Origin of the sequence: Streptomyces rubellomurinus, from assembly GCF_000961885.1 — a bacterium.
In the GTDB taxonomy this organism is placed as follows: domain Bacteria; phylum Actinomycetota; class Actinomycetes; order Streptomycetales; family Streptomycetaceae; genus Kitasatospora; species Kitasatospora rubellomurina.
The window spans coordinates 1-14,595 of record NZ_JZKH01000137.1 but is presented as its reverse complement, the minus strand read 5'-3'; the positions used below and the strand labels follow the sequence as shown (position 1 = coordinate 14,595).

11 protein-coding genes are annotated in these 14,595 nt (G+C 75.0%); 5 read left to right on the top strand and 6 right to left on the bottom strand.

Going from position 1 to position 14,595, the window contains the following annotated elements; genetic code table 11:
* Positions 1-26 precede the first annotated feature (26 nt).
* Complete coding sequence (locus VM95_RS35305) at positions 27-3,353, bottom strand: amino acid adenylation domain-containing protein (RefSeq protein WP_167352991.1); 3,327 nt, start codon at positions 3,351-3,353, stop codon at positions 27-29.
* 279 nt (positions 3,354-3,632) lie between these two features.
* On the opposite strand from VM95_RS35305, the gene VM95_RS44910 reads away from it, so the two are divergent.
* The 3 genes from VM95_RS44910 (at position 3,633) to VM95_RS35290 (ending at position 9,439) form a co-directional block, all read left to right on the top strand.
* Positions 3,633-6,752 (top strand): putative bifunctional diguanylate cyclase/phosphodiesterase, encoded by a 3,120-nt coding sequence (locus tag VM95_RS44910; RefSeq protein ID WP_063773611.1) that lies wholly within the window; start codon positions 3,633-3,635, stop codon positions 6,750-6,752.
* Positions 6,753-6,878: 126 nt separating this feature from the next.
* Positions 6,879-8,435: an MFS transporter gene (locus VM95_RS35295; protein WP_045704879.1), complete on the top strand. Its 1,557-nt coding sequence runs from the start codon at positions 6,879-6,881 to the stop codon at positions 8,433-8,435.
* Between the two features lie 104 nt (positions 8,436-8,539).
* A complete protein-coding gene (locus VM95_RS35290) occupies positions 8,540-9,439 on the top strand; it encodes an NAD(P)-dependent oxidoreductase (RefSeq protein ID WP_045704876.1) in 900 nt (299 codons plus the stop codon).
* A gap of 219 nt (positions 9,440-9,658) precedes the next feature.
* On the opposite strand, the gene VM95_RS35285 is transcribed toward VM95_RS35290, so the two are convergent.
* Positions 9,659-10,144, bottom strand: a complete 486-nt coding sequence (locus VM95_RS35285) for a MarR family transcriptional regulator (protein ID WP_045704874.1) — start codon at positions 10,142-10,144, stop codon at positions 9,659-9,661.
* A gap of 108 nt (positions 10,145-10,252) precedes the next feature.
* Here VM95_RS35285 and VM95_RS40940 point away from each other — a divergent pair, with 108 nt between their 5' ends.
* On the top strand, positions 10,253-10,657 hold the full coding sequence (locus VM95_RS40940; RefSeq protein ID WP_078861043.1) for an HGxxPAAW family protein: 405 nt from the start codon (positions 10,253-10,255) through the stop codon (positions 10,655-10,657).
* Here the strand turns inward: VM95_RS40940 and VM95_RS43880 are convergent.
* Positions 10,587-10,985 carry a winged helix-turn-helix transcriptional regulator gene (locus VM95_RS43880; RefSeq protein WP_045704870.1) on the bottom strand — a complete coding sequence of 133 codons (399 nt, stop codon included), beginning with the start codon at positions 10,983-10,985 and terminating at the stop codon, positions 10,587-10,589. The genes VM95_RS40940 and VM95_RS43880 overlap by 71 nt on opposite strands.
* Positions 10,986-11,009: 24 nt before the next feature.
* On the opposite strand from VM95_RS43880, the gene VM95_RS35270 reads away from it, so the two are divergent.
* Positions 11,010-11,402: a YybH family protein gene (locus tag VM95_RS35270; RefSeq protein ID WP_045704868.1), complete on the top strand. Its 393-nt coding sequence runs from the start codon at positions 11,010-11,012 to the stop codon at positions 11,400-11,402.
* Between the two features lie 22 nt (positions 11,403-11,424).
* Here the strand turns inward: VM95_RS35270 and VM95_RS35265 are convergent, their stop codons facing one another.
* The 3 genes from VM95_RS35265 to VM95_RS35255 form a co-directional block, all read right to left on the bottom strand.
* On the bottom strand, positions 11,425-12,159 hold the full coding sequence (locus tag VM95_RS35265) for a hypothetical protein (protein WP_045704866.1): 735 nt from the start codon (positions 12,157-12,159) through the stop codon (positions 11,425-11,427).
* A 129-nt stretch (positions 12,160-12,288) separates the two neighbouring features.
* Positions 12,289-14,325, bottom strand: coding sequence for an NADPH-dependent 2,4-dienoyl-CoA reductase (locus VM95_RS35260; RefSeq protein ID WP_045704863.1), 2,037 nt, complete (start codon positions 14,323-14,325; stop codon positions 12,289-12,291).
* A gap of 147 nt (positions 14,326-14,472) precedes the next feature.
* The coding region (locus tag VM95_RS35255; RefSeq protein ID WP_045704861.1) for a TerD family protein at positions 14,473-14,595 on the bottom strand (123 nt) is incomplete at its 5' end.

Sequence of the window (14,595 nt, the reverse complement as noted above, 5' to 3'; positions counted from 1 at the left end):
GCCCCCGCCCGCCCCGGCGCCCCCGCTCATCCCGGCGCTCCGAGGAACCCGTCCGCCGCCAGCCGGTCCAGGTAGTGGTCGAGCAGGGCGGCGTCGACGGCGGGCAGCTCGATGCCGCTGCCGGTCAGCGCCGTCTCGGTGTTCTCCCGGTCGAAGGTCGGGAAGGTCGGCCTGAAGTACAGCTCGCTGATGGTGAGTTCGCTCCCCGGCGCGCGGTCGACGAAGAGCGGGACGAACGGCGCGATCGGGTGGGTGGGGTGCCCGGCGGCGTAGCGGATCAGCCGTCGCACCCACTCGTCGTACGGGAGGCGCTCGATCCGGTGGCCGCGGGCGCGGAGCCGGTCGGCGAGGTCGGCGAGGTCGGCCGGTTCCGGGGAGGTGAGGTGGTAGACCTCGCCGTCGGCGGGGGCGTGTGCGGCGATGTGGGCGACGGCCTCGGCGAAGCGGTCGGCGGGGACGAAGTCGAGCGGCAGCCGGACGTCGGGGTAGCTGCCGCTGTCGGCGAAGTAGGCGATCAGCGCGCAGAGTTCGGTGCCGGTGTTCATGGCGCCGGTGGCGCTGTCGCCGGTGACGTCGTTGGTGCGCAGGACGGTGACCGGCAGTCCGGCGGCCGCCGCCTGGTGCAGCAGCCGTTCGGCGACCCACTTGCTCTCGACGTAGCCGACGCCGAGCCGGTCGGGGTGGGCGAGCGGGGTGCGTTCGCCGACCTCGCCGATGCCGGCGGCGCCGAAGCCGGCGAGGACGGCGAGGGTGGAGAGGTAGTGCACGGGGACGCCCCGGCGGTGTCCGGCGAGCCGGACGACCTCCCGGGTGCCGGCGACGTTGGCGGCGCGCAGCTGGTGGTACGGGTAGAGGAAGTTGACCTGCCCGCCGAGGTGGTGGACGGCGTCCAGGTGGTCGGCCAGCCAGTCGAACTGACGGTCAGTCAGTCCGAGCGAGGGCCGGGTGAGGTCGCCGACCAGCGGCACCACCCGGGGGTCGGCGAGGTCGTGGCGCAGGAAGCGCTGGTGGGCGGCGCGCAGCCGTTCCAGGGCGTGTTCCTCGTCGGGGGCGCGGACGAGGCAGTGGACGCGGGCCCGGGTGGTGGCGAGCAGGGTGTGCAGCAGGTGGGCGCCGCAGAAGCCGGTGGCGCCGGTGAGCAGGATCTCGGCGGGTTCGGCGCGGCTGGGCGGGGGGCTCCAGGACTGCCGTACGGGCGTGGCGAGTCGGGCCTCGGTGGCCCAGTCGACGGCGCCCTCGCCGCCGTCGTGTCCTTCGCGGGCGGCCCGCAGGGCGGTGGCGAAGGCGCGCAGGGTGGGGGCGCGCAGCAGGGCGCGGGTGAGGGTGCGGACGTGGCCGACGTCGAGGCCGAAGACGGTGCGGGCGCGGGCGAGCATCTCCATGGCGAGCAGCGAGGTGCCGCCGAGGGCGAAGAAGTCCTCGTCGGGGCCGACGCGTTCGGTGCCGAGGAGGTCGGCCCAGAGCTGGCCGAGGGTGGCCTCCGTCCCGCGGGCGGGTGCCCGGGGCTCGCGCGGGGCGGCCGTGTCCGGGGCGGCGTCGTCCGGGGCGGCGGCGTCCGGGGCGGCCGTGCCCCGGGCGGTCGCGGCCTGCGGCAGCCGTCGCCGGTCGATCTTGCCCGCCGCGGTGAGCGGCATCGCCTCCAGGGGCACGAACGCCGCCGGGACGAGGTGCGCGGGCAGCCGTTCGGCGAGGTGGGTGCGCAGCTCCTCGGGGCGGGTGCGCGGCCGCTCGCCGTCGCGGGGGCCGCGCGGCGTGTAGTAGGCGGTGAGGGTGCGGGTGCCGTCCGGGCCGGTGCCGTCCGCGGCGATCCGGGCCTGGCGGACGTCGGGGTGGGCGGCGAGGACGGCTTCGATCTCGGCGGGGTCGACGCGGTGGCCGCGGATCTTCACCTGGTCGTCGAAGCGGCCGAGGATCTCCAGTTCGCCGTCCGGGCGCCAGCGTCCGGCGTCGCCGGTGCGGTACATCCGCTCGCCGGGGGTCGGCGCGTACGGGTCGGGCAGGAAGGATTCGGCGGTGAGGGCGGGGCTGCGCCAGTAGCCGCGGGCGAGGCCGGGCCCGGCGAGGTGGATCTCGCCCTTCTCGCCGGGCCGGACGGGGTTGAGCCGGGCGTCCAGGACGTGCACGCGCACGCCGGGCAGCGGGCGGCCGATCGGCACGGGCGCGGCGGGGCCGGCCGCGCCGCCGGGGGCGTCGAGCAGGGCGGGGGTGAGCTCGCAGAGGGTGGAGGTGACGGCCGCCTCGGTGACGCCGTAGGCGTTGAGCAGGCGGACGCCGGGCAGCCGGGCCAGGCAGGTGCGGCAGTCGTCGGCGTGCACGGTGTCCCCGCCGACGACGAGCAGCCGCAGGCCGTTCGGGGCGGGCCCGGCGGGCGGCAGCAGGTGCAGCAGCTGGTGCCAGTAGGCGGGGGTGAGGTCGGCGACGGCGAGGCGGTCGGTGCGCAGCCGGTCGGCGAGTTCGGTGGGCGCCCAGGCGGGGGCGCCGCCGAGGGTGACGGTGGCGCCGGCGAGCAGCGGGGCGAGGGCCTGTTCCAGGGCGGTGTCGAAGCCGAGTGCGGCGAGGTGCAGGACGCGTTCGCCGGGGGCGAGCCGGTAGGCGCGGATCACCCGTTGCAGGGTGAACAGCAGGGCGCGGTGGGTGACGGGCACGCCCTTGGGGCGGCCGGTGGTGCCGGAGGTGTAGATCAGGTAGGCGAGGTCGTCGGGGCCCGGCGGCTCGACGGGCACCTCCGGGCCGTCGGTGTCCACCGTCAGGTGGTCGACGCCCGGCAGCCCGGGGCCCTCGGTGACCGCGACCCGCGCCCCGCAGTCCTCGACCAGTGCGGCCAGCCGCCGCGCGGGGCTCGCCGGGTCCAGGGGCAGCAGCGCGCCGCCGGCGCGGAGCACCGCCAGCCAGGCGACCAGCAGGCCGGTGCCGCGTTCCAGGCAGACCGGCACCACCTGCTCGGGGCCGACCCCGCGGGCGCGCAGCGCGGCCGCCAATCGCTCGCTGCGCCGGTCGAGTTCGCGGTAGCTGAGGGTGCCGTCCTCGGCGTGGACGGCGGTCGCCTCCGGCTCGCGCGCGGCCCGGGCGCGGAAGAGTCCGGGCACGGTGTCCCCGCCGTCCCCGCCGTCCCCTCGGTCCGTCGTCCGGTCCGGGTCGCCGGGGAAGCCCAGGTCGACGGGCCGCCATTCGCGCTCGACCCAGGCCCGGCAGTCCTCGCGCCCGGCGGGGCCGTACACCGCCCGCCAGCCGTCCGGGACGGCCAGGTCGCCGGGCCAGAGCGCGCACCGACCGTGGCCGTCGCGGACCACGGCGTGACGGGCGGTCCGCGCATCCTTGTCCGCGCCCCGTGCGCTGTCTGCTGCGTCGTCCACCGGCTTGACCTCGTGCTGTGGCGGCAGAATGCTGGGAGATGCGACATTTCCGACTATACGCACTCGCGCCGCACCGACGACACGCGAACGGCCCCACGGGGATCCGGGCGTGGCCCTGTCGGTGACGGACGCGCGGTGCGCACCACAGGGCACCGGAGCACGCCCGGCCGTCGACCCGTCGACCCGCCGGGCGCCGCTGGGCCGGTGCCGGCCCGACCCGCCCCCGCCCGTCCTCCCCGACCCGAGCGGCCGGGTGAAGTCGCGGAGGAGGTAGCCTCGTTGACCCGTCGGCGACAGCGACTGATGACCTGCTACCTCCTCTGGATGGTGGTGTTCACCGGCATCTACTACCTCGACCCGGCGCAGCGCATCATCTGGTGGACGGGCATCGGCCTCGGCGGCGTCGCCGCGATCGTGCTGGGCGTGCGGCTCAACCGCCCGGCGCACGCGTCCTGCTGGTACCTGCTGGCGCTGGCCAACCTGAGCTTCACGGCGGGCGAGGTGGTGCAGGCCGTCCAGTTGGACATCCTGCACCGGCCCAACCCGTTCCCGTCCGTCGCGGACGGCTTCTACCTGGCCGAGTTCGTGCTGTACGCGGCCGGCGCGCTCGGCTTCATCCGGTGGCGGACGGCCCGTCAGGACCACGCCGGGCTGCTGGACGCGCTGATCCCCACCATCGGCCTCGCCCTGCTGTCGTGGATCTACCTGATCCTGCCGTACGCCCGGAACCCGGACCTGTCCTGGCTGCAGAAGGCCGTCTCGATCGCCTACCCGCTCGGCGACATCCTGGTCCTCGCCCTGCTGCTGCGGCTGATCACCCCGCGCGGCGGCAGCTCCCGCTCGCTGCAGCTGCTCGCCGTGGGCACCCTGGGCATCCTGACCTCGGACGTGCTGTACGGGCTGATCCAGCTGCACGGCACCTGGCACATCGGCACCCCGGTGGAGCTGGGCTGGGCGGCGTTCTACACCGCGTGGGGCGCGGCGGCGCTGCACCCGTCGATGGTCGAGCTGACCCGGCCGGTGCCCACCCAGCAGCCGGACCTCGGCCCGGCCCGGTTCACCCTGCTCACGCTGGCCGCGCTGATCGCCCCGGCGATCCTGATCGTCGAGTCGCTGGACGGGAACACCACCAACGCGGGCGTGATCGGCGCCTTCTCGGCGGTGCTGTACCTGCTGGTGCTGGCCCGGCTGGCGGTCGTGGTCGCGGCCCGGCGGCAGGCCGTCGCCCGGGAGCGGACGCTGCGCGAGGCGGGCGCCCGGCTGACCGCGGCCGTCGCGGTGGAGGAGGTCGCGGCGGCGGTGCAGGCGGCCGCGGCCACGCTGATGCCCGCCGAGTCGGGGCACGCCGCCGTGCTGGCGGTCTCCCGGGCCGAGTCCGCCACCGGCCCCGACACGCCGGTCGACGCCGAGCTGCTGGCGCTGGCCGCCGACCGGGAGACCCGGCTGCTGCCCACCGCCGGGCTGCCCGGCGCCCTGGCCGCCCGCCTCGGCGGCATGCCCGCCGCCCTGCTGAGCCCGCTCACCCTGGCCGAGCGCCCGTCCGGCGATCCGCTGATCGGCGCGCTGGTCGTCACCGGCACCGAGCAGGAGCTGACCAGCCTGTGGGGCTCGCTGGAGATCCTGGCCGCGCAGGCCGCGCTGGCCGTCGAGCGGGTGGTGCTGAGCCGGGAGGTGACCCGCCGCAACAGCGAGCTGTACTTCCGCACCCTGGTGCAGAACGCGAGCGACGTCATCCTGATCCTCGACGAGGACGACGGCGTGCGCTACGCCTCCTCCTCCGCCGAGCAGGTGCTCGGCTACCCGAGCCTGGACGGGCGGCGCTTCACCGAGCTCGTCCCGCCGGAGGACAGCCGGGAGGTCGGCAAGGCGCTCTCCCGGATGCGCGGGCCGGACGACCCGCAGCCCGGCAGCCGCAGTGAGCAGCCGCGCGAGCACTGGCGGCTGCTGCGCCAGGACCGCACCCCGATCGAGGCCGAGGTCCGGCACACCGACCTGCGCGCCGACCCGACCGTCGCCGGCCTGGTGCTCACCCTGCGCGACGTGACCGAGCAGCGTCGGATGGAGCGCGAGCTGACCCACCGGGCCTTCCACGACTCGCTGACCGGTCTGGCCAACCGGGTGCTGTTCGCCGACCGGGTCGGCCACGCGCTGTCGCGCGGGGAGCGCAGCGGGGCCGTCACCGGGGTGCTGTTCATCGACCTGGACGACTTCAAGATGGTCAACGACACCCAGGGGCACGCGGTCGGCGACGAGCTGCTGGTGGCGGTGTCGCTGCGGATCTCGACGGCGCTGCGCAGCTCGGACACGGCGGCCCGGCTCGGCGGCGACGAGTTCGCGGTGCTGGTGGAGGACGCGCTGGCGCCCGGCGACGTGGACGCGATCGCGGACGTGGTGCTCGGGGTGTTCGCCGAGCCGTTCCGGCTGCGCGCGGGCGCCGTCCGGGTGGGGGCGAGCATCGGGGTGGCGACCACCGAGGACAGCGTGGACGCGGCCGAGCTGCTCACCCACGCCGACCTGGCGCTGTACGCGGCGAAGGCGGCCGGGCGCCGCCAGTGGCGCCACTACCGGCCCGCCCTGCAGGCGGGGCTGGTGGAGCGGCACGAGCTGAACGAGCACCTGGACGTGGCGATCGCCGAATCGGCCTTCCAGCTGTACTACCAGCCGATCGTCGACCTGCACACGGGCGACCTGGTCTCCTTCGAGGCGCTGGTGCGCTGGCCGCACGACCGGCGCGGCATGGTGCTGCCCGACGAGTTCATCGCGCTCGCCGAGGAGAGCGGCCAGATCGTGCCGCTCGGCGCCTGGGTGCTGGAGCGGGCCACCCAGGAGGCGGCCGGCTGGCACGCGGTGAGTTCGGCCGTGCGGGCGGCCGCCGGCCGGGCGCCGCTGCGGGTCAACGTCAACGTCTCGGCCCGCCAGTTCCGCGACCCGGGCTTCGTCGACGTGGTGCGGCACGCCCTCGGCACCTCCGGCCTGCCGCCGTGCTCGCTGGTCCTGGAGCTGACCGAGTCCGTGCTGATGCGCCGCGACGACCGGATCAACGACGACATGGCGACCCTGGACGGCCTGGGCGTCGGCATCGCCATCGACGACTTCGGCACCGGCTACTCCTCGCTGTCCTACCTGCGGGAGTTCCCGATCTCCATCCTCAAGATCGACAAGTCCTTCATCGACGGGCTCGGCCACTCCCCGCAGCAGCACGCGCTGGTCGAGGGCATCACCCGGATCGCCGAAACCCTGGGCGTCAGCGTCATCGCCGAGGGCATCGAGCAGCCCGAGCAGCGCGACCTGCTCGCCGCCATGGGCTGCCCGCTCGGGCAGGGCTACCTCTTCGCCCACCCGCTGACGGCCGGGCAGGCGCGCGCGCTCGTGCGCGACGCCACGCACGAGCCGCGCTGAGGCCGTCCGAACATTTCTCAGGTACGGCTTGCGTCGAACCTGAAGGTCATGCCACCTTAAGGTTCGATCAGATCCTTACCTGGCCGCCGCGCGCGGCCCGGTCGAGCCTGCCTGGAGCCCCGCCGCATGAGCACACAGACCACGCCGCCGCCCACCGCCGTCGACGAACCGGCGCCCGGCCGGACCCTCACCCTCGCGGCCGTCCTGCTCGCGGTGTTCGTCGTCCCCATGTCCATCTCCGGCACCGCCGTCGCCCTCCCCGACATCGGCGCCGACACCCACGCCGGGCTCGCGCCGCTGCAGTGGGTCGTCAACGCCTTCAACGTCGCCTTCGCCTGCTTCACCCTCGTCTGGGGCTCCGTCGCCGACGTCGTCGGCCGGGTCAGGGCCTTCGCCGCCGGCGTCGCCCTCTACGCCGCCGGCTCGCTCGCCAGCGCCGCCGCCACCGACGTCCGCTGGCTCGACGCCGCCCGCGCCCTCACCGGCATCGGCGGCGCCGCGATCTTCTCCTGCGGCGCCGCCATCCTCTCCACCGCCTTCGCCGGCCCCGCCCGCGCCCGGGCCTTCGCCCTGTTCGGCACCGTCGCGGGCCTCGGCGTCGCCCTCGGCCCCTCCCTCGGCGGCGCGCTCGTCCAAACCCTCGGCTGGCGCTGGGTGTTCGCCGCGCACGCCGCCGCCCTCGCCGCCGTCCTGCTCGCCGTGCCGGCCATCTCCCGTACGGTGCCCGCCGGTTCGGGCGGCGGCGGGCGGATCGACCTCCCCGGCAGCGCCCTGTTCGTCCTCGCCATGGTGCTGCTCACCACCGCCATCGTCCAGGGCTCCCAGTGGGGTTGGGGCAGCACCGGGGTGCTCGGTCTGCTGGCCGGCACGACCCTCGCGCTCGCCCTGTTCACCGCCGTCGAACGGCGCAGCGCCCACCCGCTGCTCGACCTGAGCGTGCTGCGCGACCGCCGCTTCCTCGGCCTGTGCCTCGTCCCCGTCGCCGCCTCCTTCGGCTTCGTCACCCTGCTCACCTACCTGCCGAGCTACCTCACCGCCGTCACCGGCCGCGACACCGGCTCGGCCGGGCTGCTCATGCTGCTGCTCACCGCGCCGGTGCTGGTCTGCCCGCTGCTCGCCGTCAAGCTGGTCGCCCGGGGCGTCTCGGCGCTCGCCCTGATCGTGCTCAGCCTGGCCTGCCTCGTCGTCGGGGACCTCGCCCTGACACTGCTCTCGCCGTCCGTCACCGTGCTGGCGCTGGCCGCGCCGATGCTCGTCACCGGCGCCGGCATGGGCCTGTCCGCCGGGCTGGTCGACGGCCAGGCGCTGGCCCTGGTCGACCCGGCCAAGGCGGGCATGGCGGCCGGGTTCCTCAACACCCTGCGCCTCGGCAGCGAGGCCGTCGCCGTCGCCGCGTACGGCTCCGCGCTCGCCACCGTCCTCGGCGCCCGCATCCGCGACGGCATCGGCACCCAGCCGGGCGCCGCCGCCCCGCTCGCCGGCCCCGTCACCGACCGCGCCGCCGGCGGCGACCTCGACGGCGCCGCCCACCTGTCCGGCGCCACCGACCCCGAGGGCTTCACGGCCTTCCTCGCGCACGCCTACGACGCGGCGTTCCACTCCGTCCTGTGGGGCCTCGCGGCGGTCGGCCTGGCCCTCGGCGTGCTGATCGCCGTCCTCCTGCGGCCCACCCGCACCCGGTAGCCCGGGCCCGCACGCGGTTGACCTGGTCACTCACCCCCGGGTGACCACCCCACCGAAAAGTGCGTACTTGATCACCGACCGGCGCGCAACGGAGGCTGGTTCGCATGACGCACAACCCCGTTGAGACTCCGGCCAAGACCCCCGTCACCCTGCTCGGCCTCGGCGCCATGGGCGCCGCCCTCGGCCGTGCCTGGCTCGCCGCCGGACACCCGCTCACCGTCTGGAACCGCACCGCCGCCCGCGCCGAAGCGCTCGCCGCCGAGGGCGCCACCGTCGCCGCCACCGCCGCCGAGGCCGTCGCGGCGAACCGGCTGGTGGTGGTCTGTCTGCTCGACGACGCCTCCGTCGAACAGGCCCTGGCCGACGCGGAGTTGACCGGCAAGGACGTGGTCAACCTGGTCACCGGCACCCCCGCCCAGGCCCGCTCCCGCGCCGCCTGGGCCGCCGAGCGCGGCGCCCGCTACCTGGACGGCGGCATCATGGCCGTCCCCCCGATGATCGGCGTCCCGGCCGCCGGCCCGTACGTCTTCTACAGCGGCTCGGCCGCCCTCTTCGACGAGCACCGCACCACCCTCGCCGCCCCCGCCGACACCCGCTACGTCGGCGAGGACGCCGGCCACGCGGCCCTGCACGACGTGGCCCTGCTCAGCGCCATGTACGGCATGTTCGCCGGCCTCACCCACGCCTTCGCCCTGATCCGCGACGAAACCGTCGCCCCCACCGACCTGGCCCCCCTCATCACCGACTGGCTCACCACCATGACCGCCGCCGTCCCCGACACCGCCCGCCGCCTGGAGAGCGGCGACTACACCACCGGCGTCGTCTCCAACCTCGCCATGCAGGCCGCCGGCCGCCACACCCTCCTCGGCACCGCCCAGGAGCAGGGCGTCAGCCCCGAACTCCTCACCCCCCTCTTCCACCTGATGCAGCGCCGCCTCGCCACCGGCTCCCCCGACGAGGACCTCACCGGCCTCGTCGACCTCCTGCGCCAGGGTGATCGCTAGGCACTGTCGAGGCGGCGGGCGAGGCGGTGGCCGGGGTCGGGGGGCATCACGCGGCCGGGCCACCATGTACCCGGTCGGCGCCGTGACGGCCGAAGTCGCCGACACCGAGCCGGAACTGCGCGCGGTCGCCGCGGAGGTGACGGAGGGCTGGATCGAGGACGGCAGCACGGCGCAGGAAGTCGGACCCGCCGACTTCCTGCGCCGCCGTCGTGACAGGACTCAGGGCGAGGTGGCCCTGATCTCCTCCAGGGACTCGTCCAGCACCGCCCGGGCCCGGGTGAACCAGTCGGCGATCACCGCGATCTCGTCCGGCGCGTAGTCGGCGAACAGGGCGCCGATCCGCTCGTAGAACGGGCCGTACACCTGGAGGATCCGCTGCTGCGCGTCCTCGGCCATCACGACGCGCACGCGCCGCCGGTCGCCCGGGTCGGCCTCGCGGTGGGCGTAGCCGGCCTTCTCCAAGCGGTTGAGCACGCCGGTCACGGCGCCGGTGGTGAGCTGGGCCCGTTCGGCGAGGTCGCCGGCGGCCAGCGGCTCCCCGGCGATCGCCGCCTCGATGACGAAGCCGAGGCAGGTGAGGTCGGTGACGTTGAGCCCGAGCCGGGCGGCGATGTCCTGCTGCCCGAACTGGGCGAGCGCGATCATGCGGTCCATCGCGTACAGCGCCTGTTCGGGCGTGGCCCGGGGGCGCGGCTTGCCCTTCACCCAGGATCTCCTTAGCATCTAAGTAACTTATCTCGTGAGATAAACGGTTCGGCCGCGATGACCGGGCCGTCCACCTCCACCTGCCCATCTCACACCACGGGAGCAGTCATGAGCACACACGGCGACCACGACATGGGGCACACCGTCGCGGGCTGGACCGGCTCCGTCCTCGCCGTCCTCGGCTTCGCCGTCGCCGGCGGCGCCCTCGTCCTCGGCTCGGCGGCCGGGCTCTGGGCCGGCGGCGCGCTCACCGCCCTCGGCGGCCTCGCCAGCTGGCTGCTCCACCTCGCCGGCCGGGGCAAACCCACCGGCCCGCGCCCGCCCCACCTCCGTCACTGGCGCACCCCCGACCCGGCCGGGCGCCACGGCCACCCCGACTGCCTCGGCTGCCGCCTCGCCGGCCGACGCGGCGGCGGCGCGGTGGCAGCAGCAGCAGCGGCCGTCACCGCTCGGCCAGCGCCGACCCCGTCCGGTACAGCTCCAGCAGCAGCGGGCGCAGCGCCTCGCCGGTAGGCGTCAGCCGGTACGAGGTCCGCACCGGGAAGCCGACCAGCCGCTCCCGCACCACCAACTCCCGCTCCTCCAGGGCCCGTAGCCGCTCGGCGAGCACCTTCGGGCTGATCCGCGCCAGCCGCTCGCGCAACTGCCCGTACGAGGCCGGGCCGTGCATCAGCTCGCGCAGCACCAGCGTCGTCCAGCGCCCGGCGATCGCCGCCAGCGCCACCTCGACCGGGCAGTCCGGCTCCGGGCGGGCGGTGCGGCCGTGCCCGTCCGGCACCAACTCCTCGTCCCAGGCACGGGCGTCGCCTCCGGCCCGGTCGCTTCCCGTTTGGTGACCCACGCGGGCCCCGGCTTCACTGCTCCCATGACTCACCCCGACACCCTCCCCCTCGCCACCGACCCGGCACAACACCCGGCCACCTTCGCCGCCGCCTTCAACAGCGGCGACCCGGACGCCCTCGCCCGCGTCTACGAGCCCGGCGCGGTCTTCGTCCCCGGCCCGGGCCGGGCCGCGTACGGGCCCGAACTCGCCCGCGCCAGCGCGGAGTTCCAGGGCCTCGGGCTGCCGATCACCGTCCGCCCCCGGCACACGTACGTCGCCGACGACCTCGCGCTGCTGATCGTCGACTGGAGCATCGACGGCACCGCGCCGGACGGCGCCCCCGTCCACCTCGCCGGCACCGCCACCGACGTCGCCCGGCGCGGGCCGGACGGGCGGTGGCGGTACGTGATCGACAACCCCTTCGGGACGGCCTGAACCGGTCCGCCGGGACCACTTCTCAGACCGCCATGCCCGCCGTCGCGGCCGCGGTGGGCGGGGTGGTGCTGCCGGCCGTCGTGCCGAGGGTGCGTTCGACCTTGGCGACGGCGGTGCGGTACTGCATCGACGCCGTCTGCGAGGAGGTGTCGTCGCGCTGGAAGAAGCCGAAGGCCATGCCGACCGTGCCGAAGCGCTCGATGCCGACGTAGGCGTTGAGCCGGACGCCGCCGACCGTGCCGTCGAGGCGGACGGCGGGGGCGTCCTGCCGGTCGCCGAGGGTGATCGGCGTGACGTCGAAGGTCACCGCGTCGGGTGTGCCCGCGTCGAGGGTGAGGGTGTGGCAGGTCTTGAAGGCGTCCACGGCCTTGGCGAAGTCGGCGGTGATCCGGTCGTTGTCCTCGGCCGTCAGGGACTCGGTCACCATCGGGTTGCCGCCCTGGCCGTCGAGTTCGACCTCGGCGTGCGGGACGGACGGGCCGGGCTGCCCGGCGTGCGCGTTGAGCAGGGCGCTGAGCGCGTCGCAGCCGCTGACCGGGGTGGGGGTCTCGCCGGGGGTGGGGCTCTCGGTGGCCGGCACCTCGGTGTAGCCGGACTGCGGGCCGAGGTCGTTCGCGGTGAGCAGGGCCGCCTTCAGCTGGTCGGCGGACGGCAGTTCCTGCGGCGGGGCGGCGGCCGCGACGTGGGCCGGGCCCAGGAGGACCGCCGCGGCGACGGCTGCGGCGCTGAGGGCGTGGAGAGACCTCCGACGAGACATGCCGACCCCCGGTCGAGAGTGGGGACAGGGACAGTTCACCAGTGTCCCACCGGGGTCCGGGCAGGGCGCGCGGACGGGGATCGCCCCAGGTCAGCATGCCTGGAAACGACCCCCGCCGGCCGTATTTCGTCAGAGCGCCGCGGCCAGTTCGGTGCCCTGCTTGATGGCCCGCTTGGCGTCCAGTTCGGCGGCCACGTCCGCGCCGCCGATCAGGTGCGCGGTCACGCCGAGCGCGCCCAGCGCCTCGTGCAGGTCCCGGCGCGGCTCCTGACCGGTGCACAGCACCACGGTGTCGACGGGCAGCAGCTGGCGCTCGCCGTCCACGGTGAAGTGCAGCCCGGCGTCGTCGATCAGGTCGTAGCTCGCGCCCGCGACCATGGTGACGCCGCGGTGCTTCAGCTCGGTGCGGTGGATCCAGCCGGTGGTCTTGCCCAGGCCGGCACCGACCTTGCTGGTCTTGCGCTGCAGCAGGTGGACCTGGCGCGGCGGCCGCGGCCGCTCGGGGGCGCGCAGGCCGCCGCGCTCGCGGTACTCCGCGTCGATGCCCCACTTCGCCTGGAACACCGGCGGGTTGAGGCTGGCCTCGTCGCCCTGGTCGGTGAGGAACTCGGCGACGTCGAAGCCGATGCCGCCCGCGCCGAGGATCGCGACCCGCTCGCCGACCGGCGCGCCGTCGCGCAGCACGTCGAGGTAGCCGAGCACCTTGGGGTGGTCGATTCCGGGGATGTCGACGGGAGTCCGCGGGGTGACGCCGGTGGCGACGACGACCTCGTCGAAGCCCTCGGCGGCCAGCTGCTCGGCGGTGACGGCGGCGCCGAGCCGCAGGGTGACGGTCAACTCGGCCAGCCGGGTGCGGTAGTAGCGCAGCGTCTCGCCGAACTCCTCCTTGCCGGGGATGCGGCGGGCGATGTTCAGCTGCCCGCCGACCTGCTCGGCGGCGTCGAACAGCGTCACGTCGTGGCCGCGTTCGGCGGCGGAGACGGCGCACGCGAGACCGGCCGGGCCGGCCCCGACGATCCCGACGCGCTTGCGCGACCTGGTGGGCGCGAGGACGAGTTCGGTCTCGTGGCAGGCGCGCGGGTTGACCAGGCAGGAGGTGATCTGGAGGCTGAAGGTGTGGTCCAGGCAGGCCTGGTTGCAGCCGATGCAGGTGTTGATGGAGTCGGCGCGGCCCTCGCGCGCCTTGGCCACGAAGTCGGCGTCGGCGAGCAGCGGGCGGGCCATCGAGACCAGGTCGGCGCAGCCGTCCGCGAGCAGCTGCTCCCCGATCTCGGGGGTGTTGATGCGGTTGGTGGTGACCAGCGGGATGCCGACCTTGCCCATCACCTTCTTGGTCACCCAGGCGAAGGCGCCGCGCGGGACGGACGTGGCGATGGTGGGGATGCGAGCCTCGTGCCAGCCGATGCCGGTGTTGATGATCGTCGCGCCGGCGGCCTCGACGGCCTGGGCGAGCTGCACCACCTCGTCGAAGGTGGAGCCGCCGGGCACCAGGTCGAGCATGGAGAGGCGGTAGACGATGATGAAGTCCTCGCCGACCCGCTCGCGGACCCGGCGGACGATCTCGACCGGGAAGCGCATCCGGCGCTCGTACGGGCCGCCCCACTCGTCCTCGCGGCGGTTGGTCGCGGCGACGACGAACTCGTTGACCAGGTAGCCCTCGGAGCCCATGATCTCGACGCCGTCGTAGCCGGCCCGGCGGGCGAGTTCGGCGCAGCGGGCGAAGTCCTCGACGGTCTGCTCGACCTGCTCGGCGGTGAGCTCGTTGGGGACGAACGGGCTGATCGGCGCCTGGAGGGCGCTGGGGGCGACCAGGTTCGGGTGGTAGGCGTAGCGGCCGAAGTGCAGGATCTGCAGGGCGATCTTCCCGCCGGCGGCGTGCACGGCGTCGGTGACGACGCGGTGCTTCTCGGCCTCCTCCTCGGTGGTGAGCATCGCGCCGCCGTCCCAGGGGCGGCCGGCCTCGTTGGGGGCGATGCCGCCGGTGACGATCAGGCCGACGCCGCCGCGGGCGCGCTCGGCGTAGAAGGCGGCCATCCGGTCGTAGCCGCCGGGGGCCTCCTCCAGGCCGACGTGCATCGAGCCCATGACCACCCGGTTGGGCAGGGTGGTGAAGCCGAGGTCGAGCGGGCTGAGCAGGTGCGGGTACGGGCCGGGCTCGGGGGTCATCGGCGTCTCCTGCGTACGTGCGTCTCCGGGGTATTTGTTACCGAAGAGTAGGGGACGCCCGCCGGGCTATGCAACAAGTTGCATAGGGGGCTTCGGACGCGAAAGAGCCCCGGCGCCCGCACCGGGGCCGGGGCTCGATCGGTGGTGTCAGACGTTCACGCCGTAGTCGGTGGCGATGCCGCGCAGGCCGGAGGCGTAGCCCTGGCCGATGGCGCGGAACTTCCACTCGGCGCCGTTGCGGTACAGCTCGCCGAAGACCATCGCGGTCTC

Bases quoted from the DNA above. Each gene is read 5' to 3' on its own strand.
- VM95_RS35295 (WP_045704879.1), top strand. From the start codon at position 6,879: ATGAGCACACAGACCACGCCGCCGCCCACCGCCGTCGACGAACCGGCG.
- VM95_RS40940 (WP_078861043.1), top strand. From the start codon at position 10,253: ATGAGCACACACGGCGACCACGACATGGGGCACACCGTCGCGGGCTGG.
- VM95_RS35260 (WP_045704863.1), bottom strand. From the start codon at position 14,325: ATGACCCCCGAGCCCGGCCCGTACCCGCACCTGCTCAGCCCGCTCGAC.
- VM95_RS35270 (WP_045704868.1), top strand. From the start codon at position 11,010: ATGACTCACCCCGACACCCTCCCCCTCGCCACCGACCCGGCACAACAC.
- VM95_RS35290 (WP_045704876.1), top strand. From the start codon at position 8,540: ATGACGCACAACCCCGTTGAGACTCCGGCCAAGACCCCCGTCACCCTG.
- VM95_RS35265 (WP_045704866.1), bottom strand. From the start codon at position 12,159: ATGTCTCGTCGGAGGTCTCTCCACGCCCTCAGCGCCGCAGCCGTCGCC.